This window comes from Planococcus sp. ISL-110 (genome assembly GCF_018613575.1).
Lineage (GTDB): Bacteria > Bacillota > Bacilli > Bacillales_A > Planococcaceae > Planococcus.
Map to the genome: position 1 here is coordinate 1 of NZ_JAGGPX010000013.1, position 25,083 is coordinate 25,083.

Here is a 25,083-nt window from a genome sequence, read left to right on the forward strand (position 1 = left end):
CGACATTTCGGGCCAGACTTCCGACATGATCGACTTGGACATCCTGAACAATGCCGACTTTGTTGTGACGCTATGCGGCGACGCGGCGGACAAATGCCCGATGACACCGCCTCATGTTAAACGCGATCATTGGGGATTTACCGATCCGGCGAAAGCAGAAGGAACAGATGAAGAAAAATGGACGGTCTTCCAAAACGTCCGTGACGAAATCGGCGAACGGATTCGTCAGTTTGCTGAAACAGGCAAGTAAAAAAGTGGAATTCCCATTAACAAAAGTTAACCCAAGAATGCGACTCTGTGGAATCCATTGATTGGAACCAAACTTTGATACGACAGGAGGAAACGAAATGAGCAAAGAATATCAGGAACTGGTAAAAGACCGCATTTTTATTGGCGGCGCAGCTGATGCGAAAGGTGCAGTTGAAGACGAAAAGATTGATGTGGTGATCGACCTGCGTGCAGAAGCAGCAGAAGGTGATTACGATTATGTCCGGGTTCATAGTCCAATTGTGGATGATTCTGACGAACAGCAGGATGAGTCGATTAAGAAAGCAATCGACCAAGTCGTTGATGCCTATCAAGATGGCAAGAAAGTGTATTTCCATTGTGCGGGGGGAAGCAACCGGACTGGCACTGTCGCAATTGGTACGCTTTTGGCACTTGGGAAAGCGGATACTGTACAAGAAGCAGAAGCTCAAGCGACTGCGGTGCGCCCAATAATCATGGTGAAACCACAACTCAAAGAATCACTCAAACGCATTTTTTACAAAGACTGACAGATAGAGCGAAAGGCAGGAGGAAACGGGGGTTTCTTCCTGCACTATACATAATTAATTCGTGGGGCAGGGGGCCAAAGGAATGGAGTTACAAGAGTTAATTTTTATGTTTGTTGGTGGATTGGGGATATTCTTATTTGGGATAAAGTTCTTAGGGGATAATCTGCAGAAGATAGCCGGTGATGGGCTACGAAACATGCTGGATCGATTTACCACAAATCCACTTAAAGGAGTAGTGGCAGGGATTTTCGTCACAATCCTGCTTCAAACAAGTACAGGCACAACAGTTTTAACGATTGGTCTCGTTAATGCCGGATTTATGACACTGCGGCAAGCTATCGGTGTCATCATTGGGGCGAATATCGGAACAACGGCTACTGCTTTTATCATCGGCATTGACATCGCAGAATATGCACTGCCGATTGTTGCGGTTGGAACGTTTCTGATTTTCTTCATCCACAATAATCGTGTCAAAAACATTGGCCGGGTTATCTTCGGTTTTGGGTCGTTATTCTTGGGGCTTAACTTAATGAGTGAAGGGCTTTACCCTCTTCGGGAAGCTCAAGCTTTTCAGGAATTGACGGTGAGCATGAGTGAAAACCCGTTGTTGGGTGTGCTGATTGGTACTGTTTTCACTGTAGCTGTCCAAAGTTCTTCGGCTGCGATTGGTTTACTTCAGACCTTGTTTGCTCAAGGATCGATGAGCTTGGATGCTGCATTACCAGTTCTTTTCGGGGATAATATCGGGACAACAATTACCGCGGTTTTAGCGGCCATCGGAGCTTCCGTCACAGCGAAACGTGCAGCACTCACACATGTTATCTTTAATGTGGTTGGAACGATTCTAGTCTTGCTGTTACTTGTACCTTTTACGGCTTTAGTCGAGTATCTTCAAGGCAGTTTAGCTTTGAATCCACAGATGACTATTGCTTTCGCGCACGGCATTTTTAATGTTTCCAACGCCCTAATTCAGCTGCCATTCATTGCCGTGTTGGCATGGATTGTAATAAAAGTGCTCCCAGGAAATGAAGAAGCTATTGAGCATAAACCGCTTCATTTGAATGAACAGGTTATTGAATCATCGCCTTCAGTTGCTTTGGGTCTTGGAAAAAAAGAAGTGTTGCGAATGGCTGATTTGACAGCTCAAGGACTGGAAGAAGTGATTCGATATGTCAAAACTGGCGATCGGAAGTATGGAGATCGTATTCCACAATTCGAATCAGCAATCAATAACTTGGATCAGCAAATTTCTGAATATCTGACGAAGATCTCAGCCCAAGCATTGACCGTTAAGGATTCAAAATTGCATAGTGTACTTCTGAATACAATCAGGGACTTAGAGCGGATAGGTGATCATATGGAGAACATCATGGAGCTGGTGGATTATCAGCGGAATAACAAGATTTCGTTCTCTAAATCCGCAACGACTGACATTGATGAAATGTTCCAATTGACGCTTTCGTCTTTAATACAAGCAATAAAAGCGATGGATACCGATGATATCGCTGAAGCTAGAGCAGTGACAGAAAAAGAAAATGAGATCGACAAGATGGAACGGGTATTACGGAAAAGACATATTCAGAGAGTATCAGCCAAAGAATGCTCGGGGGCAGCCGGCATTGTGTATATTGATATCGTTAGCAACTTAGAGCGAGTAGGTGATCACGCCGTTAATATAGCCGAAACTGTACTGGACATCGACTAAAGAGTTTAGCATATTGAGATTCAACAAAGATTTTTAACACTGGATTCTGAAATGGCAGGCGAAAAATGAGCTTAGTCATGGCTGGCGCCCCGAATTTCTGCTAAGAAAAAAGAGCTCATTTGAGCTCTTTTTTCTTAGCTAAGTTTACATATAGTTGATGTTAAGAGTATATTTGAAAATATAGGGAGAAGGAGGTGATTGGAGCATAACTTCTTTCTCCTGCTTATGAGTCTTTTTAACACACAGCTTTCGACTAACTTAAAGTTAAAATCATGAAGTATATAGGCTGGTTTTATCTTTCTACTTTTATTAAACTTGGGGGTTTTGAAAATGAAGTCGACAGAGCAAAAAGTACTGCCTATTGGCATCATCGGTGCTGGTCCAATAGGATTAGCAGCTGCCGCGCATCTGCACGAACAAGGACTGCCGTTTTATCTATTTGAAATAGGAAAACAAGTAGGATCAAACTTTTTGGACTATAAACATGTCAGGCTGTTCTCGCCTTGGAAGTTCAATGTCGACCCAGCGAGTCGAGAGATATTGAAGCGAAACGGATGGACTGAACCGGTCGAGAAGAGGCTTCCATATGCAGGAGATATATATACCGATTATTTGTATCCACTCTCTCAAACGCCCGAATTGGAACCGCATATCTACTTGAATGCTAAAGTCGTCTCCATAGGAAGAAAACACATAGACAAAAGCAGAATAAAGGATCGTTCAAACAATCCATTTATCATCAAAGCTATCAGAGGTGGAGCTTTGAAGACCTATGAAGTCAGGGCAGTTATTGATGCTTCCGGCACGTGGCAAAGCCCGAATCCGCTTATGTCTGGAGGATATTATTCCCTAGCGGAAGAACAGGCAAAGGATGCTATTATGTATGGCATTCCGGATATATTGGGGAAGGACAAAGAACGCTACGAGGGCAAGCATACTTTAGTCGTCGGAAGTGGGCACTCGGCGATCAATACTGTCATCCAGCTGGGAGAGTTAAAAAAACGAGCACCAGAGACGACAATCAGTTGGGTGATCCGAAAGCCGGACTTCTCTTTTATCCCAGCACTCTCCAAAAATCGGTTTCTTGCTCAATATCGTTTAGGGGAGAAAATTGAGCAGCTGATGAGTAAGGAAAGCATTGAATGTTTTCCATCTTTTTATATCGAAGACTTGACGGAATCCAACGGAAAACTAGACGTCATCGCCGCTAGCCATAAACGGGTTGAGGGAATTGATCAAATTGTCGTCAATACGGGAGCCAGACCAAACATCGATATATTCAGGGAAGTTCAATACAGCCTGCATTCATCAGCTGAATGTGTCGAAGGGATAGCGCAACTTCTCTTTGAAAAAAAGGGAGTCGTGCAGCCGCACGGTGAAAAACAGCTACGTCATATGGAAGAAGGATTTTATATTATCGGATCTAAAAGCTTTGGGCGTTCATCCTCATTCTTTCTGATGAATGGATTTGAACAGGCGCGGTCAATTGCAGCCTACTTGAGTGGAAAAATAGAGGAATCTGAAGAAGTACACATAAAATTTCCCGATGAATGGTTAAAGTAAATTTATTCTGCTTGTATTTTGTTAAGTAAATCTCTCAGCGCCGGCGTGGTCTGTGAAATGATGACTTTCAAGTTAAACTTGTATAAATAGAAAAAAGAGCTCATCTGTGAGCTCTTTTTCTAATTACTATAGATACTTTTTGATATCTTTAACCGATGGAATTTTCCCCATAACTTTAACTTCTTCATCTACCACAAGAGCCGGAGTACTCATGACACCATAGGCCATGATTTCCTGAATGTTTTCAACCTTTTCAAAACTTGCCTCGATTCCTAATTCCTTTGCAGCTTCTTTTGCATTTATTTCTAATTTTTTACATTTTGAACAACCTGGGCCTAAAATTTTTATAATCATTTTTTCATTCTCCTCTATCTAATTATTAGAAAGTCTTAAAAATATTCTTATCGCTGCATTTATCTACTTCTGCTTGAAGCGTCACGTGGCTAATTCCATGATGTTCCTTAAGGAATTTTTCAATCTTATCATATATCTTTTCAACCTCAGATAACTGCATATCTTCCATATCAATATGTGCCTCAAAATGCATCATTTTTTCGTTCATCATCCATGAATGGACATGATGAATATTTTTTACTTTATCCATTTTTTCGATATCTCTTTTAATTGCTTCGTAATCTAATACGGCGGACGATTGCATTAAAATATCGATTGTCTTTCTTATTACACGCCAGGTTTCTTTTAAGATATACAGGGATATAAGTATAGTGATTAATGGATCTATCCACACAATACCCCATATATTTATAGCGATACCTCCAACTAAAACTCCGACCGATGAAACTGTATCACTTATTAGATGCAAATAACTAGATTTTATATTTAAATTCTCGTGCGAATCTTTCTCTAAGAGATATACGGAAACCAGATTGGCCACAAGCCCAATTAATGCCACTGTTATCATCAAGGTCCCATTGATACTCTCAGGAGAATTGAACCTTTTGAAGGCTTCGAATATTAATATGAAGGATATAGCTAATAGCACTGATGAATTAATAAACGCTGCAAGAATTTCAGCTCTTTTATATCCGTATGATTTTTTGGCGTTGCTTGGCTTCCGGGCTATCTTATTGGCGAAATATGTTAATGCAATAGCTATAGTATCGCTTAAGTTATGGACAGCATCAGATAATAATGCCAAACTTCCAGAAAGAATTCCTCCGATAATTTCCACAATGGTAATGGTGGCATTTAGTACGGTTACCCAGAATATTTTCCTGCCAGACAAATTTGAAACATCATGTGTATGTTCAGCCTCTGATCGAGAATGCTCAGAATTCACTCATCATCACCTTCGGCAATAAGCCATTCCATAGCCATCGCAAATCCTGACATAGCAGAAGATGATTTTGAGAATTTTACTATAGAAAAAACTTCCATGATTTCTGCTGTTGAAGCCCCACTTTTCTTAGCAGCCTGCACATTGGTCATAATACACCCTTGAGAGTCTAGTGCGATTCCTGCTGCCAATGCAATGAGTGTTTTAGTTTTCTTATCAAGATGGTCACCCGCATATGCATTTTTTTTCGCTTCAAGATGTCCCATCAAAACATTCATATCCAAAGAAGCTAAGTTTTCTATGGGTTTAGGTACTTCACCCATCTCTTTTTTTAACTGTTCAAACACTTTTTCTTTTTCCATAATGCCCACTCCTTTCCTCCTTTAATTTTTGACGAATCATAATTTTATCTCCTTTTTACAGGAGTAAATAACTAAAAGTATCGAATGAGTATCCAATTAAAAGTATTCCTATCGTTACAATGACTGTGAATACGATCAGAAGCTTTGTTTTAACTACTTTGCTTAACATAATCAGTGATGGAAGAGATAATGCTGTAACAGCCATCATGAAAGCGAGTGCTGTCCCTATACCGACGCCTTTTAATACTAAAGCTTCGGCGATGGGGAGGGTTCCGAATATATCAGCATACATCGGAATTCCGACCAAGGTCGCTAAAGGAACAGAATACCATTTATCCTGACCAAGCACTGCAGAAATAATGCTTTCTGGTATCCAGTTATGGATTACAGCCCCAATCCCAACCCCAATCAAAATATACAGCCATACCTTTCTAACAATATCGAGAACTTGATCTTTAGCGATAACTACTCTATCACGAAACTTCAATACTTCTAGATCAAGTTCTTTTATTTTATTGTCGAATACAAAGGGCTCTACATATTTTTCAAGCTTTGCTTTGCCAATGATTGTCCCGCCGATTACAGCAAGAATGAGGCCGACTATTACATAGGCAATAGCAATTTTCCAATTAAATATGCTGGCAAGTAAAATGACAGATGCCAAGTCAACGAGAGGGGAGGAGATTAAGAATGAAAATGTAACCCCTAATGGAAGCCCTGCACTAGTAAACCCAACGAAAAGCGGTATTGACGAGCACGAGCAAAAAGGTGTGATAGTTCCTAATAAAGCACCTAGTATATTGCCTGATAGGCCATTAAATCTACTTAATATTTTTCTTGTCCTTTCAGGAGGAAAGAAGCTTTGTATATAGGATATTATAAAAATCAATACAGATAAAAGTATAAAAATTTTAATGACATCATAAATAAAAAAATGAATACTGCCTCCTAGTTTCTCCTGGGTGCTAAGTCCAAAAACATTCTCCACTAATATCTTGACAAGATAAGAAAGGCCCTCCATCTTGAGCAATTGATCGTTTATCCACTCGAATATAATCAAAAAATCATCTCCGCATATTTTCTTTCATTATGTTCACCAAAAGCGATTAAATAAAAGGATTAATTTAAATATTTCTCTTTATCCACAAGCCTGCTCTTATCTAAGATTAGTTGAGGGTATTCATTCAGGTTGTCTGCAATATTCTTGACTGTGCTTACAAAAATTGCATTCTCCATCTTTAATTTGTAAAAGACGAATTTTTCTTTTCTTTCATCAATGACAAGATCTGTATCTCTTAGCTTTGATAGATTTTTGGATATTTTCGGCTGAGGAACGTCTAGTATGCCGCTGATTTGACAAACACAAAGCTCCTGCTGAGCCAAAAGTATTATTATTCTGAGTCTGGTTTCATCCGAAAAAATTTTATGAATATTTACTAACTCAATCATCGAGTGCTCCTTTCTTCTTTCGAATAGTTACATACACCAATAACATATGTTTATATGTGCATATGAATATATAAGTATAATATTCCTTATAATTGAATTTGTCAATCTAGCTGGTAAATAAAAATTTTCCGGTTATGGGCTCTGCGAAATGAATCTGGCTCAGTAAGTCGCCAAGCATTCTGCTGATCAAAGTTTAGACGTGTTAAAAACATCAATTGCTGTAGTCGGTAAATTAAATCTAAAAGGGAGTATAGTGTTTTAACAGCATCTTCACGGATGAAGAAAGTTGGCGGAAAACAGGTACTCGACTATTTGAAATCCCTGATTACCCATCTAATGTATTAATTGAGCCAAAAGAGATCATCTCGACCAATCCTTATAGCGTGTTGGCGAGCTATATGAGCAAAGTAAAACAGCTCCGACATGGTATGGAAAGGCGCTGGATCCACCTCCTCAAAAGATTTTAAACGCTGATGAAACGTGATTTCGCTCTGGTATTTCGAGAGATCCCGGATCTGTTGGCAAAAAAAGAACCTGTAACCAAAAGGCTAAAGGGTGATTGGTGCATGGTCATTCTGGAAGTACCGGCTGTTAGCGTGAGCGTCACCGCACAGGCATTTCCGTGAGGGTTCCGCAATAACGTCGTTCTGTGTGCCCGACTTGCTACGAATGCCAAGAAGATACTGACCGAATATCGGTAAAAGCACTGAATCGGAGTTCTTTTTGTTATATATATTTTTAACTGCAAAACTTACTCTATTTTCAGTTTTTACGATAGGGAAAAAAATCCAATACGATTAAAGGTATTTTTGGGGAAATTAAATTAATTGGGAAATTGTTGTGTTAGCTTTTCGATTATAAAATTTTTTAATTGTCAGAAAAATAAGAAAATGATTATTTATTTTCAGTATGGGTAACTTAAGGACTAATAGCAGCAAAAATAAAAACAGAAAGGAGGTGAGAAGATGATGAAATTCAATTTGAAACCCGTCCCTCAAGCCGAAAGGCAAGAGCCTCAATCTTCGAAAGGAAAGAAACGAATAGCCAAAATTCTCTTGTCGTTTGCGTTAGTCTCTTCTGCTGCAGTTGCGGGTCCAGTGATTACACCAAGTGCAGCGAGTGAAGTGGCCAGTTATTACATTGTCCAAAAAGGAGACACATTCTACAGCATTGCGAAAAAGTACGGCTTGGTGGTTGAACAGCTGATGGCGGCGAACTTCACCACAAGCACCAAAATAATAATCGGACAAAAAATCGCAATTCCGCACCAAAACCAACCGTGGTATGGAAACCAGGAAAATCTGGAAAACAGAAATTATCGGGTTGTTAAAGGAGATACCTTGTATTCCATCTCCAAACGAACAGGTGTTTCGATAGACAGCATCAAGAGACTAAACCGTTTAACATCAGACATCATTCAGATTGGGCAAGTCTTAACGCTTTATCCTGATACTGGGGTAATACACCGAACTTCTGCACTGTACACGGTGAAGTCAGGTGACACTAAGTACACGTTACAAAATAAATTTGGGAACACGATCGCTTTGCCAAGTGGTACATTGCAGGTGCTTCAAGAGCTTAAAGTTTCAGGTGAAGTAATGGAAATCACCACAGAAGAACCTTTTGGATTAGCAGATGGTCGCGTGATTGAAGTGAAAGTGGGCAATGATTATTATGCGATAAATCTGTATCAAGGAAACGCTCCAATTGAGCATTTGGCGGATCGGAATGATCTTAGGTTGACGTTCACAGTGGTTCGTGTAGGTCAGCGATATGAAATGGTTTCTTATGCGGTGCAAGAACTGGAATAAAAAAGTTAATGTAGTTTTTGAACTGTGGCAGATTCTGCTGCAGTTTTTTGTTTTGTAGAAAATACAAAATATGTGGTGATTTCTTTAATTTCTCGGTGTATATGAGAACGGATTAAGTTATTTGGGTTTTGTAGAATCAAGAAGACTGCTTCACACTAAGTATCGTGATGGTCATTAAGATAATGACCATACCAAGAACTTGAATAAGGGTCAAATCGACTCCAAGAAGCACAACCCCCAACAAGGAAGCTGTGACCGGCTCAACCATCGCCACCATCGATGCCGTTGCTGCAGTAGTCGACTGAATACCAATCAAATACAAGATAAACGAAATTCCGGCTCCTACGATGCCTAACAGGAAAAACCAGCCTACGTCAGCAGAAGTCAGCACAGCAGCCGATTCCTGATTGTCTACAAGTACGAATAGGATAAGGCAAAATGATAAAAAAGCGATTGTTAACGTGAGCTGCGGCTTCCCGTATTCCGAAGCTTTTTTAAAAGAGAATATAAACAAAGCATAGGAAATCGCAGAGGCGAGGCCTGCAGCAGCCCCTAACAAACTCACTGAAATGGAGTCGGTGTTGTATGCACCCGTGAGCAAGACGATTCCGGAAAGCACACCGGCAATGCTGCCCCATTTAAACCAAGTAGAACGCTCCAGCCGCAATAGAAAGGAAGTTAAAAGCACAAACACAGGTGCGGTATACATTAAAGTCGCTGCCACAGCAACACTTGAGGCTTGAATACTTAGAAAATAAAAAGTGAAATTACCGGCTACGCCCACTCCTGCGATTAAAGCCCATATATACAAATGGGGGGAAACCATCCAATTCTTCTTAAAGTGAAGAAGAAACCATACGAAGAAAAACAGCAGCCCAATAAATCCACGGTAAAACGAAATCACGACAGGCCCCCAGCCCTTATTCATCAAGATGTCGGCAATTACTCCGCTAATGCCCCAGCATATAGCGGCAAGCATCACTAATAACACACCTTTATACTTCATCAAAACCCTCCAAGAACCAATATTTGATTGGTAACAATATTGTTTTGCAGTATGAGCAACTTCAAAAATCGTTAATGATCGAAAACAAAAAATACGATAATTGCCTTTATAGTCCAATGCAGTCATTTTGAAATTCCAGGTGATACTGTTTGTAATTCCTTTAAATGTACAGAACGAAACTTAATCCTTGCACGTAGTATGCTGAAGTTAATGCGAACCTATACTCTATTTTTGCAAGCAATGAGCGAAAACGAAAAACCACATCAATTTAAGGCTTTTAATACCTTTGCACCTATATTGATAGAAGAATGCCTTGTAATATCTTCTTGAAAACACTCTTGTTTAAGGATGACAGTTTTCGAAAGTTGTTTTTTAAGAACTCTCATCAAGGATTATTAAATTACAATACATAAAGATAACTAAAAAAAGAAAAAATTAAGAGTTGTGTAATGTAAAATAGAATTACAGGGTGATGATCTGCTTGCTGATCGATCTTATGGAAAATCGAATTAAATCAATTAAACTAGTGGTTGCGCCTGAAAAAGGTGCGGGAAAGTTAATGCAAATTGCTCATTTGGGCACAGCCGATACATTTCGGTTGATTTATTCGTGAAATATAAAAAAAAGCTTGGTACGAAAGGGATTGAATGGAATGGAAGCCAAACCAGCATTTCCAAATACAGTTAAGACAATAAAAGAACTTCGGGAAATCACCGGACAGCCGAGTAAACTCGTGAATAATAAAGTCATTTCATACGTGGACGAACATTGCAGAGATTTTATCGCGAAATCACCATTCCTGACAATATCAACAGCTGATGAATCCGGGTTTTGCGATGTGTCTCCAAGGGGAGACACTGCCGGTTTTGTGCACATGCTAAATAAAAGTCAGTTGATCATTCCCGAAAGGCCCGGTAATAAGCGGATGGATTCTATGCGAAATATCTTAATGAATCCGAATATCGGCTTACTGTTTCTAATTCCGGGACTGGGTGAGACCTTGCGTGTTAACGGAAAAGCCAGTGTGGTCCGCGATGAAGAACTATTAGAGAAGATGGCGGTCAACGGAAAAAGGCCGCTCCTTGGAATCGGTGTGGACATAGAGGAATGCTTTATTCATTGCTCCAAGGCATTTCACCGGTCAGAGTTGTGGAACCCGGAGACTTGGGCGAATAAAGAGGACCTTCCGAAAGGTGCGAAGATTTTAGCAACCCATGCGAAATTGTCGAATGTGGATGAAGAGGCGATCGGCAAACTTCTGGAGAAGAGTTACCGGGAAAATTTGTATTAAAAATGAGAGGGACGGTGGGAGGTTTCACGTAAAACATCAACCAAGAGCTATTGAGGCGGAAAAATCTTCTTTCCTGATGCACCGCAATAACCGAAAAGTCTGCATTATCGATGGAAAAACTGGCTATATCGGCGGCTTTAATGTTGGCACAGAATATTTGGGGAAAGCAAAGAAGTTTGGATATTGGCGGGATGGCCATTTGCGTATAGAAGGGGATGTAATCCAGCACATCCAGGAGCGCTTTATTCTGGACTGGAATTACTCTAATCAGCATAAGAAACGAGACGATATCTTTTGCTTTCCCCAGCACGATGTAAAGAACTTTTCCCCGATGCAGATCGTCACGAGTGGCCCGAACTCCCATACGGAACATTTAAAAAACATGATGATCAAAATGATTTCGTCTGCCGAACGAGAGGTATTCATCCAGACGCCGTACTTCATTCCGGACAAGAGTTTTATGGATGCCTGTAAAATGGCATTGCTTAGCGGTGTGAAAATGCATATTATGATCCCGGGGAAGCCGGATCATCCGTTTGTCATGTGGGGATCCTGGTCATCTCTGGGAGAACTGCTCGATTACGGCGCCGATGTCTACTTATACGACCGCGGGTTTCTTCATTCCAAAACATTGACCATTGACGGCGAAATTTCAACCGTGGGGACGACCAACCTGGACGCCCGCAGTTTTCGCTTGAATTTTGAAATTAACGCACTGGTGTTTAATCGGCGGGTCGCAATGGAATTGGAGTCGTTATTCGAGTCGGACACAGCTAACTGCCGGAAACTGACGAAAGAGCTATATGCCAAGCGCAATTGGACAATCAAATTCCGAGAAGGCTTTTCACGGTTGTTGAGTCCGATTTTATGAATGGAAAAAGAAGTTTTAAAAGGCTGGAACTAGTATGAACTGCAGCTCCGTTGTTAGACATATCTAACCTTGGAGCTGCAGTTTTTCTGTTTTTAGATTAATATTATTTAGTGAAATGGGAATGTTATACTTGCTGTACAATTTGGCCTTATTTAAAGTGCAGCAAATGTAGTGACGGAATTTTTTCCCGTTCTATTGATTGGAATGAGTGTCTTTGAGAAAAAAAGAGGAGGGTCCATATGGAAATAGTGTATTTTGCAGGCGGATGTTTATGGGGAGTGGAAGCTTTTATAAAAACTTTACCTGGAGTTAAGTTTACAGAAGCAGGAAGAGCTAATGGAACAAGTCATACACTCGGGGGCGATTACGATGGTTACGCCGAATGTGTGAAAACAGGGTTTGATCCGACAGTTGTGACAATCAGAGAATTGATGGAATACTTATTTGAAATCATTGATCCATACAGTTTGAATAAACAAGGGCAGGATGTTGGTGAGAAATACAGAACAGGCGTATATAGTGAAAAGGCTGATCACTTAACAGAGGCAGAGGCGTTTCTTAGGGAGAGAAATGATTATGACCTTATTGTTGTCGAAGTAGCAGCTCTTGAAAACTATGTGAGAAGTGCAGAAGAACATCAAGACAGGCTAGCTAAATGTCCAAATGATTATTGTCATATTCCAGAAGAAATATTAAGCAGGTATAAGTAAGGGAGAATATTGAAAGTCGAAATCCAGTTACATAACAGGAGTTATAAGGGGGAGGTGTGTAATGCGCTTCTTCTCTCAGCTATGTGTCGGCTTAAAAATGCCGCATGCACGAAAAACCTGCCGCCCTAACTTTAGGGCGGCAGGTTTTTCGAATTGGAATGTTGATGTAACGCAAGTTTTGCTAATAGCTGCATGAGTGCAATAGCGGGTCTGGCCAATTTGTAATCTTAAGTGATTTTTTGTTCCGTGACATACATAAGGCTTGCCGATTTCAAACGGTTTCTAACTGAGATTCCAATCCATGCAGCGAGAGCGGCTTTAATAACACCTACGATAATAAAAGGTGCAAATCCACCCATAAATGCTCCTGTCCATGAAAGGTTAGCGAATATCTTTAACCAAACGGTTCCGAAAGTCAATGCAACAAACATGCCGATGACATTTGCGATAATTGCATTGGTAACTGTAAAACTCGTTTTCTGAAGGTAATAACCAATAACAAAGGCAGTTGGAATAAACCCAAATAAATATCCGCCGGTTGGTCCGAATAAGCTGCTCAAGCCGCCTGACATTTGCGAGAAAACGGGAATTCCGACTGCACCGAGTCCCAAATAAACCAACACAGAAATTGTTCCGTATTTAGCCCCCAAAATTGTTGCGGCAAGTCCAATCGCCAATGTTTGTCCTGTAATAGGAACCAGCGGCAACGGGATCGTTACCTGCGCCAAAATACCAATAATCGCTGCAAAGAGTGCTGTAACAATCATCATTCTCAACTTCAAACTTGATTCGGTCACGTGACGTATCCCCCTTTTATGAGTTAACCTTTTTTGTTTTAAGGTTAACTCATATGTTATCTTATGCGAACAAAGTCTGTCAATAAGCTTTTTTAAGAATAAAAACCGATCTGAAAACAAGAGTGTTTCAGATCGGTAAAATAGTAGTGTAGAAAAATAGATTGGGAAATCAGTTTTTAAAAAAACTACTAAGTTAAAAAATAGACAGCGGAACTCTGATTTAGACCTTGCGCTAACAGCGTTAACCTTCCAGTTGTCAAGAAATTCTCGCTAGCCTGGATTTTCTGTGGATTCTTTGAAATTCGTTGTGTGCAGGAAGAAAAACGGAAATACGTGGCCGAGAGACTGGCCCAGTCAAAAACCAGTGGCAACATTGGGGCTTCGCGTCAATCAATGAAATCGCCCCATAAGTTCCCAGTGGGTAGGTTTTATTTCCAAATAAACGAAACTGTTGTCACGCAATTCCGTATATTATTTATTACAAATTGTTCAGCAACAGAAAAGGAGGAGTTTACTTTGAAGCGTTTTTTCTATTATTTCGTTTGGACACTGGCAATTGGATTAATACTGTATTTTGGAATGGAACTGCAAGAACAGGTAGCCGAAAGATCCCAAATGACATTCAACCTATTTCCACTTCAGGCATACATGGCTTTATTTCCAGTGGTTATCGGCTTGCTGATCCGCATCCCGAAATTTATACTGCAACTGAAAAAAAGAAAATCTTGGACTTTTGATTGGGTTCTATTTGCTGCAATTGGATTACCTGCGCTTTATCTGGTACTGATGGCTTTCGTGCCATTTTCGCCTCTGGGTGAAGGGTGGCTTCCGATTCCACAAATACTGCTCATTGGCGGAACAACTGTCCCTACAATAGCCGGCTTAGTTTTTGGTTATGTGGTGTTGGAAAGTTTTAAGCCGATAATCGGTTTGAAATCTGAGGAAACTTTTTGAAAGAATACTTACAACAATAAATTATGTAAAACGAAACTTTGCTTGAACCATCTGGTGGAAAGCGGCTAGATACTATATGCTGAACCTATTTCAATTCGAAATGAGCGGGCAGTTAATTTAAAGGCTAGTTAGGTTACTTACTAAAAAAAGAAATCTAATGCCAAAGGGGGAGAAAAAAATGACAGATACATCATATACAAACATTGGGGATGTTGTAGCTACTATAGTTATCTTAGGTTTCGCAGTGATCATACCGGCAATTGTTATTTTCATTATTTATAAAGTTGTTAAAAAAAGTGACAAAAAAGCCAACGAAAGACTGTCTTTAGAGTGTGAGAATTCAGAAATACTGCAAAACCGTATAGATGAATTGGACGATCGAGTAGTCGTTCTGGAGAAAGTGCTGAGAGATGGCGAATAGATTTGAACGCCCTTTGAAAAAGGTTTTTTTGTTTCCGAAAAGAGCTTTGCAATCTACAACTACACTACACACATTTGGAGGAAACGGAGTCTATGTTTGATTATGCACTGATCATTTTATATTTTCTAACAATCATGTACGGCCCTTTTGTTCTGCTATTTATCTCAATATACTTTTTGTTGAGAGGCTATATGAAGTCTTCATCCCGATTAGTGCTTATCAGTTTTCTGATTTTCATTCCAGATCTTCTTGCCCTTTTATTGATAGAGCTTGAACCCATTTTGTATGTATTCTTGTTGCTTCCAGTGATCCAAGTTTTCCTGTATTTTAGAATGAAACATAATAGTATTTGAAGTTATAAGTCACTTTAAAGCTAAATACATTTCTTCTTATACGTATCAAATAATGTAGAATTATAAAAGCCCAGTTAGCTTGAAAGACAAGTTAACTGGACTATGTTTAAAATTTCAGAGATTAATGGTGGAATCCATCACATCATCTTTTTTAGTCCTCTAATATCTCAGGTTTTTCGCTGCGAACGACCAAAACGTCACAGGGGCTGCTGCTTACAATATGCTGTGATACACTGCCCATTAAATAATGTTCAAGTGCATTTAAGCCCTGTGCTCCACAGACAATAAGGTCTGCTTCCACACGTTTTGCATAGTCACGCGAAATGACCTTATTAGGGGAACCTGGTGTGACATACGCATTTACCTCAGGAATGCCAGCTGCCAGGGCTTCCTTTTTATAATTTTCAAGAAGTGCGTTGCCATACTCAAAAATTGGATCATCCATATCCGGTACGCGTTTTGTCATGGCTGTAAAGGAACGGGTATCCACTACATAAATTAAATTCAGTACGGCATGGTTTCGTTTGGCTATTTGCACCGATTTTTTAAATGCCCATTCTGCTTCATGTGAACCGTCAACTGCTGTCAAAATATGTTTGTATTCCAAACTCATACTCATTCCTCCTAAGATTTTTTCTTCCTGTCTTTGATTAAATTCTGCAATATTAGTGAAAACCCTTTCTTTTTAGTTGGAATATTCAAATAATTATTTAATGATCATACTAGGGTAGAGAAGCCTGGCCTTATAATTGCAATGAGTTTACACCAGGGAGAAGATGAAAGTATAAATTTGCCGATTTGTATCTATATTAAGGATTCACATAGTAATATTATCGAGGTGATAAGAAGTGTCATGAAGGAATGAAACTAAAGCTTTAATATTTTTAAGAAGGAGTTCATATAGGAAAGGAGACAAGAGGCTAACCAAAGCTTATCTTTTCTCCCTTTTTTTGTGAAGTTACAATTAGACATAAGGCCGCTTAAAGAAACATTGCGATGAAGCTAGCCACGTGAAAGGGGAATGTCCTTACGGATGATTTCATTGTAATAATCAGGGGCGTAATGTTTTAAGACAATCAACCCTCGCAATGTGTTCATTACGCCAACTCTGGTCGTTTCCATATGAAAATGAATATGGCCAGTAAGTGTCGGCCCCTTGGTCAGGTAACCTCTTTCGAATTTCTTTTTGAGCAGTTCCAGCCCTTCTTCCAATGCGGGTTCATAAGGATAATTGATGGCCGAAAATAACTTAATGCGCGCAAGACGTCGTATTTCCATCTCGTTGGGAAGTGGAAATCGACGATATAAGGTAAGGTGATCTCATTGTTTGATTTTCTGCGCATCAGGTTCCGTTGCAGAAAATACGCCTGTCCTTCTTTAGTCTGTTCCTGAATCGAGGGCAACAGGATGCCATAACCTGGTTTTTCGTAATCGGAATAGGCCTCTAAAACAGACAGGGGGGTGTGAATGGAACTTTTGGTGCTGTGCCCATAAACGGCGGAACAGTTCCAACCGCCATCCGGCATCTGGTGCTGGAGCAAATAATGGATCATTTCATCGATGATGGACGCTTGATACTTGCCGTAAGTCAACAAATCGACCAGCATGGCCACGACACAAACGTCATCTTCCACAGACTCTTCAGGGTTCCACATATGGTCGATCAAGGTCTTTAATCCCTGCTGGTAAATGGGATGCTGTGGATCTATCTCCAACGATTTTAAATCCCTCATCGTATAAAATGTCGAAATCCACTTGGGGTTGTAAATTCCATTTCCCCAAGTCTTTTTTTCTCTGTCTAAATGGGAAAGGAACTCACCGATCCACCCGTCAGTTGTATAAGGAGGCTCTTTTCCCAATAAATAGATCTGGGTCTGTCTTCTAACAGCGGGATCGCTTTCGAGCAAAAAAATCCATAATCCTCATCACGGAAACCTCCTCCGGAACTCAGTCGTCTGCAGTTTTCAGCGATTGTATTCGCTGCTGAACCTTGCGACCAAGCCATCGATTTGCTTTTCTCGTTTTTTATTGGACCAATTGATAACGCCAGATGCATTTGGCATTGCGCCTTTGGCCGCAAGCAGTTTTTTCATTTTGGACAGCGCGAAGCTGCCGCCCATCCACTTGTAAGGAAATTGTTGCGTAAGAAAACAGGATATATTATCTGTGTCGAAATCGGGGACTTGATTGAGATAAAGTTTGAATCCGGGACATAGAGTAAAAGCTTGTACCCAAGCACCAAAAATCAAAGCATCAAATCCTTTTGCTTCCGGAACGTGATCCAACTTAATGTCTTTGGGATTTTGAGGGGCTTCTGAACTACCGATGTTTTGCATCCTCATTACCGTAATTTCATGCCCGTCGCTCTGTAGTTTTTCGCGTAGTCTTTCACCGACAAGCAGTGTGTGGCCCGTCTGGGAGTGCACAATAATTCCAATGTTCATTTTGTTCGCCTCCATTCTACTCAATTTTTGACTTGCGTCCTTGGCAGGTAGAAATTTGAGTCTATCGGCGGTGAATCAATACATAGTAACTTCAATGCATTTTTGTTATTTCCTGCCTTCATTTTGATAAGCCTTACTCCAATATTATTCTATATGATTCTCATTTTTCCCTTACTTTAAGTTTAAGGCTTTTCTGTTGAGGACATGTCGAGTAAAAATTCTTTACCACCTTCTGTTCATCCCAAATCGATGACAAGATCATCGTTTTTACATAATTCTGAAATACTCCCGAACAGCTTGCTCCTGCGCAAGCAGCCGAAGCAACTGAGGAGGCTTGGAACTGCATGACCCACCTCCTGTAGGATTGAAAGCGCAGCTATTTTGCGGGATATCGGCGGTAAAAGATTATTCGTTTAACTTATATGTCCGTTTCCCAACTAAGACATAAGAAACTTCTTAACTACCTCATGTGCATTATTATAGTGTTCTGATTGCATACAGAGAGTGGCTTTCTTAGAGGCTAATTAACATAAGCAAGTAGGGATAGGCGTGATAAAAAGTTTTAATGTTAAAAAGTGCTACTTGCTTGAAAAGGGAGTTTGAACTAGTGCAGATCTCATTAAACTTGATACAAGAAAGTGATGCAGAAAAACTGATTGATTTTGAGCTGGATAACTCCTGCAGGATCTCCTTTAGGTCGCTTCACTGCTTCAGCAGGAGTCGCCGCCTTGCGCTCCAGATCCTTGAGTGACGTGATTACTAGGTTTGTTGGGGTTATACAACGCTATTCGTTTTGGCGAGGCTTTGTCTACAGTCTGGAACTTCATAGGAAGTTTCTTTTTTTATTGTAGAAAAATGTCATCATCAAATTCTTGGTCAAGTTTCTTGGTAAGTTCACGAAAAATTCAAATTTCATTTGAAACTATCGGATCCCACTTAACGTATAGGTGTATAGACAAAGTAAAAGAAGAGGTGGGAAATGGATTCTCATTCGCAAACAGTATCACATCCAAAAGCTGATTCAAGAATACAAATCAGTTTGAGAACCGTACTGAATATATACGGAATTTTTCTTTTTTTAGGATTACTGATTTCTATTTATACCCATGAAATTAAAGGCATAGAGGGATTCCTGCTTTTCATTCTGATCAGCAGTATACTTTATTTCCTGTTATTGAACTTGCACTTTAAAAGCGAACTAGGCAGAAACATCGTTTTTATTGCACTATGTCTCATTGCTGTTTCCAGCCTGATTATGGTGTTCTATCTTCAAGTGTAACCAGTATTGCAAGAGGAGTTGAACTGTTAATCATGAAACCTGAGCAAAGGATAACGGCAATACAAAAGTTGTTGGCACAGGGTGGACCGGATGTTTTTCGGGAAATAGCCGCTTATTTAGAGGGGGATGATCGAGAGGTCAGAATAACGGCGATTGGAGCCTTGGGCGAATTGCCGGTCAGCGAAAAGATAAAATTTGCTTTGTTGCCATTGACTGAAGATCTGGATGAAGAAATTCGTTATTTGGCTTTAGAAGCGCTATGGGGATATACCGGAGAAGATGTTTTTAAAGCCCATATTGATCGGCTGAAAGACGGCGACGAACTGGTGCGCATCTCAGCAATAGAAGGATTAGGTGAGCTGAGGGATGCCCGAGCGGAAAAATACCTTGTTGACTCATTAATAGATGAAGAAGAAATTGTTCGGAGAGATGCGGCAGAAGGGCTTGGGAAAATTGGCGCCGTGTCAGCAATCTCTACGCTGCAAAACCATCTTCAGCAGGAAACGAGCAGCTTGGCAAAAGTAGGTTTCTATACCGGCTTGTACCTGTTGGGTTCTAAAATGCATTTGAAATCCCTCCTGAACTTACTGAAAGATCCGTCCTATGTAGTGAGATGTGCTGTCGCCAACAGCGCAGCGGTCTTAGCCGACCACGAAAATGAAAAGGGGATTAAAAAAGCCTTACAAGCAGCGCTAAGAAGGGAACCGACGATTGCTGCCCAATCTACCTTCCAAAGAGTATTGGATGAACTAAGCTCCTAACGTGATCCAAACCGACTCTGGCTAGCGTTTAAACCGGTGTTGATGGGAGAACAGCTTGAGGACACAAACTCCAGGAACTCAAAATGATGTTAAGTTTGCCGATAGAATGTCAGAACCACAAAAAACAATATGAAAGGGGGAAGACCCACCCTCACATACTGCCTTAAATATTAAAACTCAAATTTTTGTGCGAAGTAGTAATAAAAACTGCTCAATAAACTGCTGATAAGTGAACCAAGTAATATTCTAAAGCCAGTCTTTTTTGTGAAACTGCTTCGTGTGATTAAAACTTCCCTTGCCGCGTTTAAGTCTGGTCGCTGTTGTCATCTGAAGCTTTTTTGTAAGACCTGTCTGTAAAGATGATAAAGAAGAACGTGATAAGTGCAGACCGCATAATATTGTCAAACCAATCAATTGAACCATGGTCGCTATAATCGAAACCTATTAAAGTGATAAGCATTGCTGTGAATACAATTATGTAAAAATAGGGACGATTAAGTTTCAAAAAAAACTCCTTTATATTTCTCCCAACAGCTCACGTGAATTTCCTTCTTCCTCATATACTTGTTCATTTACAATAAAGTTTCATCTTTTCTAATAATTCAGTCGCCAGTATATTTTAAAATTAATTTCACCTTCGACTTGTTCATTCAAAGAAGAAATGGTAAGTTTAATATCGTAATAAATAAATCGTAATCATTACAATTTATGTTTTATCAACTACATATATAGGATTCCGGATGAATTGGAAGGGAAGAGTCGAGCAATGTATAAATGGATCATTATTGGCGGAGGAGTGCAAGGGATAACTATGGCCAATTACTTGTTGAAGAAACAGAAAGCCAGTGCAGATGAATTATTGATAATTGACCGTCACGCAGAGCCCTTAGCCAATTGGCATCGGTGCACGAACACGATTTCAATGCCTTTTTTACGTTCACCGGGTGTCCACCACCTGGATGTAGATCCATTTAGCCTGGGAGCTTTTGCGAAGAACAACGAATTTGACGACAGCGCTTCTTTTCTCGGGAGATTTAAACGCCCTTCTCTTCTGCTGTTTGAAGAACATTGCAACTGTTTGATTAAAGAGTTATCCCTGAAGAAGAGCTGGAGAAAAGGATCTGTCAAAGCCATCAGCCAAAGCGCAACAGGATGGCAAATCGATCTGCAGGACAACGGGGCAGTAGAAGGTGAAAACTTGATATTGGCCATTGGAAATAATGAACAACTTCACTTGCCTAAATGGGCAGAGGCTTTAAAAAACAGCACCAAGGCACCCGTCTACCACATTTTCGACTCTACTCTGCCGAAATTAGAAGAGTTGAAGCCGCCTTTCACAGTGATTGGCGGGGGCATTTCTGCCGTCCATTTAACACTCAAGTTAAACAGAATGTTTCCCCAGCAAGTGACACTGTTAAAGCGGAATCCTTTCCGGATCCATGATTTTGACAGCGATCCAGGATGGTTAGGACCCAAGAAACAAACAGCATTCCACAAAACACATTGCTACCAAAATCGGCGCGAACAAATCATTAAGGCGCGCTATAAAGGATCGATTCCTCGCGACTTATATATCAAGCTGCTGCATCAACAACGCAAAAACACCAAACTCATTATGGATGGAGAAGTCCATCAAGGCAGATTTGAAGAAGGCACCATAAAGCTTTACAATAAAACTAACCAGTTATTGCAACAAAGCGGAACAGTTTTATTGGCCACTGGATTTCAGGCTATGTTGCCGGGTAAAGAGTGGCTGGGGCCAGCAATAGAAGATAATCACTTGAAATGCGCCAACTGCGGCTATCCGATTGTTGCTGAAAACCTTCAATGGGGCCAAAGTTTGTACGTGATGGGTGCATTGGCTGAACTGGAAATCGGACCGATCGCAAGAAATATTTCGGGAGCCCGCCAGGCAGCTGAACGCATAACTCAAAATGTGTAAACTATCAGAAACGCAATAGTTTTTAAAACTAGGAACTCCATATTGCTAAATCCTCTGTTAAAGGCATAGATTAAAAAGTTATACTATCATTTATGAATTGGATGATGTTACAGTTGAGAGCCATTTGGTGACATCAACCATGGAAGAAATCTTTGAAATCAACAGCAGCCCTTCTATCAGCTTTCGAGATGGGAATCGAAACCTATAAACGCGTAAGGGGAGAGTAGAATGAATGAACGATTAATAGACTTTTTGTGGAAGAGCGAAGTGGCAAGACTTCCACTGGAAAGAAGAAGGCTATACGAATTCGTCATTAAAGCGGAAGATGCGCTGGCAGAAAAAGCCGAGACAGCAGATGAATTCTGCAAATTGCTGTTGGCTGATTCTCCCGTAAATGCAGCAATGAACCGTTTCCAATGGCCTTACGAGAAAGTGGTCTTCACAATCATGGAAACTGAGGAAGAACTTCATCAGAAAGTGGAGCACCGGTTAAAAAAAGTGAAATGGATTGACTACAGCGGATCGATTAAGTCGATAACTGCAAACAACAACGGGGAATACCTATTCTTATTCATCAACTAACAGAGGTTTTTGAATACGTTATCTACATAGGGAAAAGTGTAGCTGATACATTGTGCCACATGAGGTTCATTTCAAAAAAGCGCATTCGAGAAAATCGAATGCGCTTTTTTTATGACCAACGGTATGCAAGTATTTACTGATCCGTTTTATTCATAAAAATGACGTGTGTTTGGCAAATCTTCGGTGAGCAGCACTTTTGGGCGAAAATTAATTATCTTGAGCCGGTCTATGTGTCAGCGGAAACACTGCTCCCTTTGACTATAAGACTCCCCAAAAGTCAGTCGAAAACAACGAGACGAGCAGAATCATTATGAAAACCAGTTGGCTGACGGTATAAATGTAAGCATTCGGATTTTCTGCATAGTTCTTCTCCATAACCGCTCGTACGATTTCGGTCACAGTTACTAAAGTCAGCAACAAAAACCAGGGTTCCAAGAATAAAATAAGTTCTAGCGGAATTCTGTTAATGTTTACAAACGCCCCGGTGATCATCAATACAATAATAAGTCCTCTAATGATCCAATCGATTTTCTTGTGTTTGTCATTAACGTGATTATGCGAGAACATCTTTGGCTTTTCAACTTTCAACCATCTTCTCATAATGCCATTAAACAAAAACGTCAGTATGAAAAACGGGCCAAGTATGACGAGCAAGTCCAGCCAAAAAGATGAGTCAATTCCATACATCAAATCACCTCCGGACAGGAATTTTTCCACTCTAGCTTCGATCTGCTAATAGAAGAACTGGAGTGGGAAGGCTGCGCCTCATATTTTATTCCTTTGCAGATGAAAAGCCAAAAGCATCAGTAGTAAAAGGTCTAAACTTTCAACTTCATATCGTTATTCAGACTGCAGACAAGTTTATGCTTTTGATAAGTATGTGCTTGAATGCATTCTTTTTGTCGGAAGTTTAAGAAAATTTGCTAATTTATATACATAATGAGTTAGAATTGATATACTAAAATTTGGAATAAAAGAAGGGGAGATGGAAATGAAGATCGTTTGGCAGTCCTTGCTTGGCGCTGCAGTTATTCATATCCTTTATTTTGCGGCAGCGATGTCTGTGGGATATATCAAAACCATCACGTACAAACCTAATTTTTCTGCCGCTTGGGAAAATGCAGAAAGCTTACCAAGTGCAGTGGCATTTGGCTCTGCAACTTCTCCCCTATGGTACGGCGGTACTTTTTTAGCAGCCGCTATTGCCAGCGGACTGTTGCTGGTTGTCTACAAGAAACTGGCGACTCAGTCTTTGGGTACAGAAAAGCTTTAAAGCGTTGTATATAATACAGTTGGCAGAGATGCAATTAATATAAAAGAATACGGCCACACTCAATTGGTTCTCCTGCTTTGTTAAAGCCCTCGAGCGGGATGCTGAAGCAACTTCTTCTGCAATATTTCCACGTAGACAGCATTTCAATGATAATCGATGAAAGTGGGAGACAAGATGCGGAGAAACAAAATACAAAAATCCTGCTGATTTTTGTAATGGCCATGGTGGCAGGCTTTGCCCTTTCAGTTGTCTTATATGGCTGAATTGAATTGCATGGAGCTAAAACCTTCTTTATTAGTATGCAAAAAAGCTGCCCAGGGGCAGCTTTTTATCTATTCGTAAAGATCCTTATAGCGTTTCATGAATTTCCGGTCGATGCGCTGCTTAAGCTTCCAAGGGATTTTGCCGTGAAAATGCCGGTTGCCATAAGACAGGAAAGCTTCGCCACCGCCTGTAGACAGGATGGAGACAAACCGCTTTTGCGGAGCAAACGGCAACAGCCTCTCATTGGACAGGCTGTTTTTTAAATTCTGCCACAAGATCGGCCCTTGCCGCACCGCATAGACGCCATTTTTGGCAAGCTCCGGATAGCGGTCAACGGTGATGCAATCCCCGGCACCAAAAATCTCGGGATGCCGGATACTCTGCAACGCCTCGTTGACCAGCAAAAATCCGCCAGCATCTGTCGGCAATCCCGAAAGGCTGAACAAGGCTGCACTTTTCGGCCCCGTCAGCCATAAAACGTCCGATTGCGGATACATTCGTCCTGCACTGGTCGTCACGCTCATTTCGTCGATCGTCTGGATGGAGATGTCTGTGAAAAAAGGCAGAGCTTTTCGCAACGAGATGGCCTCGATTTTTTTCGAAGCCGCTCCTCCCTGACCAGCCAGTAGGGAGGTCGAGCTGAACAAGGCGAGGTTAGCAGGCAAGCTGTGCTGTTTTCTCCAGGCCAGAATGGAAAAAGCCAACTCCACTCCTGACGCACCGCCTCCGACAATTACGGGATGAGCCGAATCGCGCGTCCGTATCAGCTGTTCCGGAAAACGGTAATTGGGTTTGATCGATCGTACATATTCTTTTGCGGCCGCGGGAATATCGGTTCGGGATCCGATGTCAAACGACACCAAGTCATACCGGTAAATTTCACCCCCAGCGCCTGTCAGCTCTTTTGCCTCAGCATCAACCGCAACTACTGTGTCTTCGGTAAATACTGTGCCTACTTTATCACAAAGCTTTTTCAAGTCGATCCGGATATCCTCAAGGCCATAGATTCCTTCCGTAAAGCCCGAGAACATGCCTGAGTAGTACTGATAAGGGGAAGGGGAGATCAGCAGTACGCCCCAGTCTGTCGAGAGGCCATTTTTTAATTGCTCCAGGCAATGCAAATGCGCATGCCCACCTCCCACTAACACAAGGGTTTTCATCTCACTTCACTC

26 protein-coding genes are annotated in these 25,083 nt (G+C 40.8%); 14 read left to right on the forward strand and 12 right to left on the reverse strand.

Features of this window, described 5'->3' with window-relative positions; translation table 11 throughout:
- The 4 genes from J7I83_RS08970 to J7I83_RS08985 form a co-directional block, all read left to right on the forward strand.
- Positions 1-250: low molecular weight phosphatase family protein (locus J7I83_RS08970; protein WP_215100366.1), on the forward strand; the 250-nt coding region annotated here is incomplete at its 5' end.
- A 97-nt stretch (positions 251-347) separates the two neighbouring features.
- On the forward strand, positions 348-776 hold the full coding sequence (locus tag J7I83_RS08975; protein ID WP_215100367.1) for a protein-tyrosine phosphatase family protein: 429 nt from the start codon (positions 348-350) through the stop codon (positions 774-776).
- Positions 777-858: 82 nt separating this feature from the next.
- Positions 859-2,481, forward strand: a complete 1,623-nt coding sequence (locus J7I83_RS08980) for a Na/Pi cotransporter family protein (protein ID WP_215100368.1) — start codon at positions 859-861, stop codon at positions 2,479-2,481.
- Between the two features lie 330 nt (positions 2,482-2,811).
- Positions 2,812-4,044 (forward strand): NAD(P)-binding domain-containing protein, encoded by a 1,233-nt coding sequence (locus tag J7I83_RS08985; RefSeq protein WP_215100369.1) that lies wholly within the window; start codon positions 2,812-2,814, stop codon positions 4,042-4,044.
- Between the two features lie 126 nt (positions 4,045-4,170).
- On the opposite strand, the gene J7I83_RS08990 is transcribed toward J7I83_RS08985, so the two are convergent.
- Genes J7I83_RS08990 through J7I83_RS09010 form a run of 5 tightly spaced genes read right to left on the reverse strand, consistent with a single transcriptional unit; the run spans position 4,171 to position 7,152 of the window.
- Positions 4,171-4,398 (reverse strand): thioredoxin family protein, encoded by a 228-nt coding sequence (locus J7I83_RS08990; RefSeq protein WP_215100370.1) that lies wholly within the window; start codon positions 4,396-4,398, stop codon positions 4,171-4,173.
- 25 nt (positions 4,399-4,423) lie between these two features.
- Positions 4,424-5,344: a cation diffusion facilitator family transporter gene (locus J7I83_RS08995; RefSeq protein WP_215100371.1), complete on the reverse strand. Its 921-nt coding sequence runs from the start codon at positions 5,342-5,344 to the stop codon at positions 4,424-4,426.
- Entirely contained in the window at positions 5,341-5,703 is a 363-nt protein-coding gene (locus J7I83_RS09000; protein ID WP_215100372.1) for a carboxymuconolactone decarboxylase family protein, read from the reverse strand. The genes J7I83_RS08995 and J7I83_RS09000 overlap by 4 nt, the downstream gene beginning before the upstream one ends.
- A 55-nt stretch (positions 5,704-5,758) precedes the next feature.
- Positions 5,759-6,763, reverse strand: coding sequence for a permease (locus J7I83_RS09005; protein ID WP_251047559.1), 1,005 nt, complete (start codon positions 6,761-6,763; stop codon positions 5,759-5,761).
- A 59-nt stretch (positions 6,764-6,822) separates the two neighbouring features.
- Positions 6,823-7,152, reverse strand: coding sequence for an ArsR/SmtB family transcription factor (locus J7I83_RS09010; RefSeq protein ID WP_215100373.1), 330 nt, complete (start codon positions 7,150-7,152; stop codon positions 6,823-6,825).
- 965 nt (positions 7,153-8,117) lie between these two features.
- Here J7I83_RS09010 and J7I83_RS09015 point away from each other — a divergent pair.
- Entirely contained in the window at positions 8,118-8,963 is an 846-nt protein-coding gene (locus tag J7I83_RS09015) for a LysM peptidoglycan-binding domain-containing protein (protein ID WP_215100374.1), read from the forward strand.
- Positions 8,964-9,099: 136 nt separating this feature from the next.
- On the opposite strand, the gene J7I83_RS09020 is transcribed toward J7I83_RS09015, so the two are convergent.
- Positions 9,100-9,969: a DMT family transporter gene (locus J7I83_RS09020; RefSeq protein ID WP_215100479.1), complete on the reverse strand. Its 870-nt coding sequence runs from the start codon at positions 9,967-9,969 to the stop codon at positions 9,100-9,102.
- A 652-nt stretch (positions 9,970-10,621) separates the two neighbouring features.
- Between J7I83_RS09020 and J7I83_RS09025 the strand changes: the two genes are divergently transcribed.
- The 3 genes from J7I83_RS09025 (at position 10,622) to J7I83_RS09035 (ending at position 12,841) form a co-directional block, all read left to right on the forward strand.
- Positions 10,622-11,260 carry a pyridoxamine 5'-phosphate oxidase family protein gene (locus tag J7I83_RS09025; RefSeq protein ID WP_215100375.1) on the forward strand — a complete coding sequence of 213 codons (639 nt, stop codon included), beginning with the start codon at positions 10,622-10,624 and terminating at the stop codon, positions 11,258-11,260.
- 76 nt (positions 11,261-11,336) lie between these two features.
- Positions 11,337-12,131 (forward strand): cardiolipin synthase, encoded by a 795-nt coding sequence (cls, locus tag J7I83_RS09030; protein WP_251047560.1) that lies wholly within the window; start codon positions 11,337-11,339, stop codon positions 12,129-12,131.
- Positions 12,132-12,370: 239 nt separating this feature from the next.
- Entirely contained in the window at positions 12,371-12,841 is a 471-nt protein-coding gene (locus J7I83_RS09035) for a peptide-methionine (S)-S-oxide reductase (RefSeq protein ID WP_215100377.1), read from the forward strand.
- 227 nt (positions 12,842-13,068) lie between these two features.
- Here the strand turns inward: J7I83_RS09035 and J7I83_RS09040 are convergent, their stop codons facing one another.
- Positions 13,069-13,638, reverse strand: coding sequence for a biotin transporter BioY (locus J7I83_RS09040; protein ID WP_215100378.1), 570 nt, complete (start codon positions 13,636-13,638; stop codon positions 13,069-13,071).
- Positions 13,639-14,154: 516 nt separating this feature from the next.
- Between J7I83_RS09040 and J7I83_RS09045 the strand changes: the two genes are divergently transcribed.
- Together J7I83_RS09045 and J7I83_RS09050 are read left to right on the forward strand one after the other, a co-directional pair.
- The gene (locus J7I83_RS09045) at positions 14,155-14,592 is read left to right on the forward strand and encodes a hypothetical protein (RefSeq protein ID WP_215100379.1); all 438 of its coding nucleotides are present in this window, start codon (positions 14,155-14,157) and stop codon (positions 14,590-14,592) included.
- A gap of 178 nt (positions 14,593-14,770) precedes the next feature.
- Complete coding sequence (locus J7I83_RS09050) at positions 14,771-15,013, forward strand: hypothetical protein (RefSeq protein WP_215100380.1); 243 nt, start codon at positions 14,771-14,773, stop codon at positions 15,011-15,013.
- A gap of 504 nt (positions 15,014-15,517) precedes the next feature.
- Here J7I83_RS09050 and J7I83_RS09055 read toward each other — a convergent pair.
- From J7I83_RS09055 to J7I83_RS09065, 3 genes are all read right to left on the reverse strand, one after another.
- On the reverse strand, positions 15,518-15,979 hold the full coding sequence (locus J7I83_RS09055) for a universal stress protein (RefSeq protein WP_215100381.1): 462 nt from the start codon (positions 15,977-15,979) through the stop codon (positions 15,518-15,520).
- Between the two features lie 547 nt (positions 15,980-16,526).
- The gene (locus J7I83_RS09060) at positions 16,527-17,081 is read right to left on the reverse strand and encodes a hypothetical protein (protein WP_215100382.1); all 555 of its coding nucleotides are present in this window, start codon (positions 17,079-17,081) and stop codon (positions 16,527-16,529) included.
- A gap of 249 nt (positions 17,082-17,330) precedes the next feature.
- Positions 17,331-17,810: a flavodoxin family protein gene (locus J7I83_RS09065; RefSeq protein ID WP_215100383.1), complete on the reverse strand. Its 480-nt coding sequence runs from the start codon at positions 17,808-17,810 to the stop codon at positions 17,331-17,333.
- Between the two features lie 1,311 nt (positions 17,811-19,121).
- Here J7I83_RS09065 and J7I83_RS09070 point away from each other — a divergent pair.
- The 3 genes from J7I83_RS09070 to J7I83_RS09080 all read left to right on the forward strand — a co-directional run bounded on the left by J7I83_RS09070 (position 19,122) and on the right by J7I83_RS09080 (position 22,374).
- Positions 19,122-19,850 (forward strand): HEAT repeat domain-containing protein, encoded by a 729-nt coding sequence (locus J7I83_RS09070; RefSeq protein WP_215100384.1) that lies wholly within the window; start codon positions 19,122-19,124, stop codon positions 19,848-19,850.
- Between the two features lie 766 nt (positions 19,851-20,616).
- Positions 20,617-21,792, forward strand: a complete 1,176-nt coding sequence (locus J7I83_RS09075; protein ID WP_215100385.1) for an FAD-dependent oxidoreductase — start codon at positions 20,617-20,619, stop codon at positions 21,790-21,792.
- 228 nt (positions 21,793-22,020) lie between these two features.
- The gene (locus tag J7I83_RS09080) at positions 22,021-22,374 is read left to right on the forward strand and encodes a hypothetical protein (protein WP_215100386.1); all 354 of its coding nucleotides are present in this window, start codon (positions 22,021-22,023) and stop codon (positions 22,372-22,374) included.
- A 258-nt stretch (positions 22,375-22,632) separates the two neighbouring features.
- Here the strand turns inward: J7I83_RS09080 and J7I83_RS09085 are convergent, their stop codons facing one another.
- Positions 22,633-23,061 carry a DUF4181 domain-containing protein gene (locus tag J7I83_RS09085; protein WP_215100387.1) on the reverse strand — a complete coding sequence of 143 codons (429 nt, stop codon included), beginning with the start codon at positions 23,059-23,061 and terminating at the stop codon, positions 22,633-22,635.
- Positions 23,062-23,365: 304 nt separating this feature from the next.
- On the opposite strand from J7I83_RS09085, the gene J7I83_RS09090 reads away from it, so the two are divergent.
- Entirely contained in the window at positions 23,366-23,647 is a 282-nt protein-coding gene (locus tag J7I83_RS09090) for a hypothetical protein (RefSeq protein ID WP_215100388.1), read from the forward strand.
- Positions 23,648-23,979: 332 nt separating this feature from the next.
- Here the strand turns inward: J7I83_RS09090 and J7I83_RS09095 are convergent, their stop codons facing one another.
- The gene (locus J7I83_RS09095) at positions 23,980-25,071 is read right to left on the reverse strand and encodes an FAD-dependent oxidoreductase (RefSeq protein WP_215100389.1); all 1,092 of its coding nucleotides are present in this window, start codon (positions 25,069-25,071) and stop codon (positions 23,980-23,982) included.
- Positions 25,072-25,083: the final 12 nt, after the last annotated feature.

Coding starts and splice junctions, on each gene's coding strand:
- J7I83_RS09035 (WP_215100377.1), top strand. CDS start 12,371: ATGGAAATAGTGTATTTTGCAGGCGGATGTTTATGGGGAGTGGAAGCT.
- J7I83_RS09080 (WP_215100386.1), top strand. CDS start 22,021: ATGAATGAACGATTAATAGACTTTTTGTGGAAGAGCGAAGTGGCAAGA.
- J7I83_RS09000 (WP_215100372.1), bottom strand. CDS start 5,703: ATGGAAAAAGAAAAAGTGTTTGAACAGTTAAAAAAAGAGATGGGTGAA.
- J7I83_RS09020 (WP_215100479.1), bottom strand. CDS start 9,969: ATGAAGTATAAAGGTGTGTTATTAGTGATGCTTGCCGCTATATGCTGG.
- J7I83_RS09050 (WP_215100380.1), top strand. CDS start 14,771: ATGACAGATACATCATATACAAACATTGGGGATGTTGTAGCTACTATA.
- J7I83_RS09075 (WP_215100385.1), top strand. CDS start 20,617: ATGTATAAATGGATCATTATTGGCGGAGGAGTGCAAGGGATAACTATG.
- J7I83_RS09055 (WP_215100381.1), bottom strand. CDS start 15,979: ATGAGTTTGGAATACAAACATATTTTGACAGCAGTTGACGGTTCACAT.
- J7I83_RS08980 (WP_215100368.1), top strand. CDS start 859: ATGGAGTTACAAGAGTTAATTTTTATGTTTGTTGGTGGATTGGGGATA.
- J7I83_RS09015 (WP_215100374.1), top strand. CDS start 8,118: ATGATGAAATTCAATTTGAAACCCGTCCCTCAAGCCGAAAGGCAAGAG.
- J7I83_RS09025 (WP_215100375.1), top strand. CDS start 10,622: ATGGAAGCCAAACCAGCATTTCCAAATACAGTTAAGACAATAAAAGAA.
- J7I83_RS09010 (WP_215100373.1), bottom strand. CDS start 7,152: ATGATTGAGTTAGTAAATATTCATAAAATTTTTTCGGATGAAACCAGA.
- J7I83_RS08990 (WP_215100370.1), bottom strand. CDS start 4,398: ATGATTATAAAAATTTTAGGCCCAGGTTGTTCAAAATGTAAAAAATTA.
- J7I83_RS09065 (WP_215100383.1), bottom strand. CDS start 17,810: ATGAACATTGGAATTATTGTGCACTCCCAGACGGGCCACACACTGCTT.
- cls (WP_251047560.1), top strand. CDS start 11,337: ATGCACCGCAATAACCGAAAAGTCTGCATTATCGATGGAAAAACTGGC.
- J7I83_RS08985 (WP_215100369.1), top strand. CDS start 2,812: ATGAAGTCGACAGAGCAAAAAGTACTGCCTATTGGCATCATCGGTGCT.
- J7I83_RS09090 (WP_215100388.1), top strand. CDS start 23,366: ATGAAGATCGTTTGGCAGTCCTTGCTTGGCGCTGCAGTTATTCATATC.
- J7I83_RS09070 (WP_215100384.1), top strand. CDS start 19,122: ATGAAACCTGAGCAAAGGATAACGGCAATACAAAAGTTGTTGGCACAG.
- J7I83_RS08975 (WP_215100367.1), top strand. CDS start 348: ATGAGCAAAGAATATCAGGAACTGGTAAAAGACCGCATTTTTATTGGC.
- J7I83_RS09085 (WP_215100387.1), bottom strand. CDS start 23,061: ATGTATGGAATTGACTCATCTTTTTGGCTGGACTTGCTCGTCATACTT.
- J7I83_RS09095 (WP_215100389.1), bottom strand. CDS start 25,071: ATGAAAACCCTTGTGTTAGTGGGAGGTGGGCATGCGCATTTGCATTGC.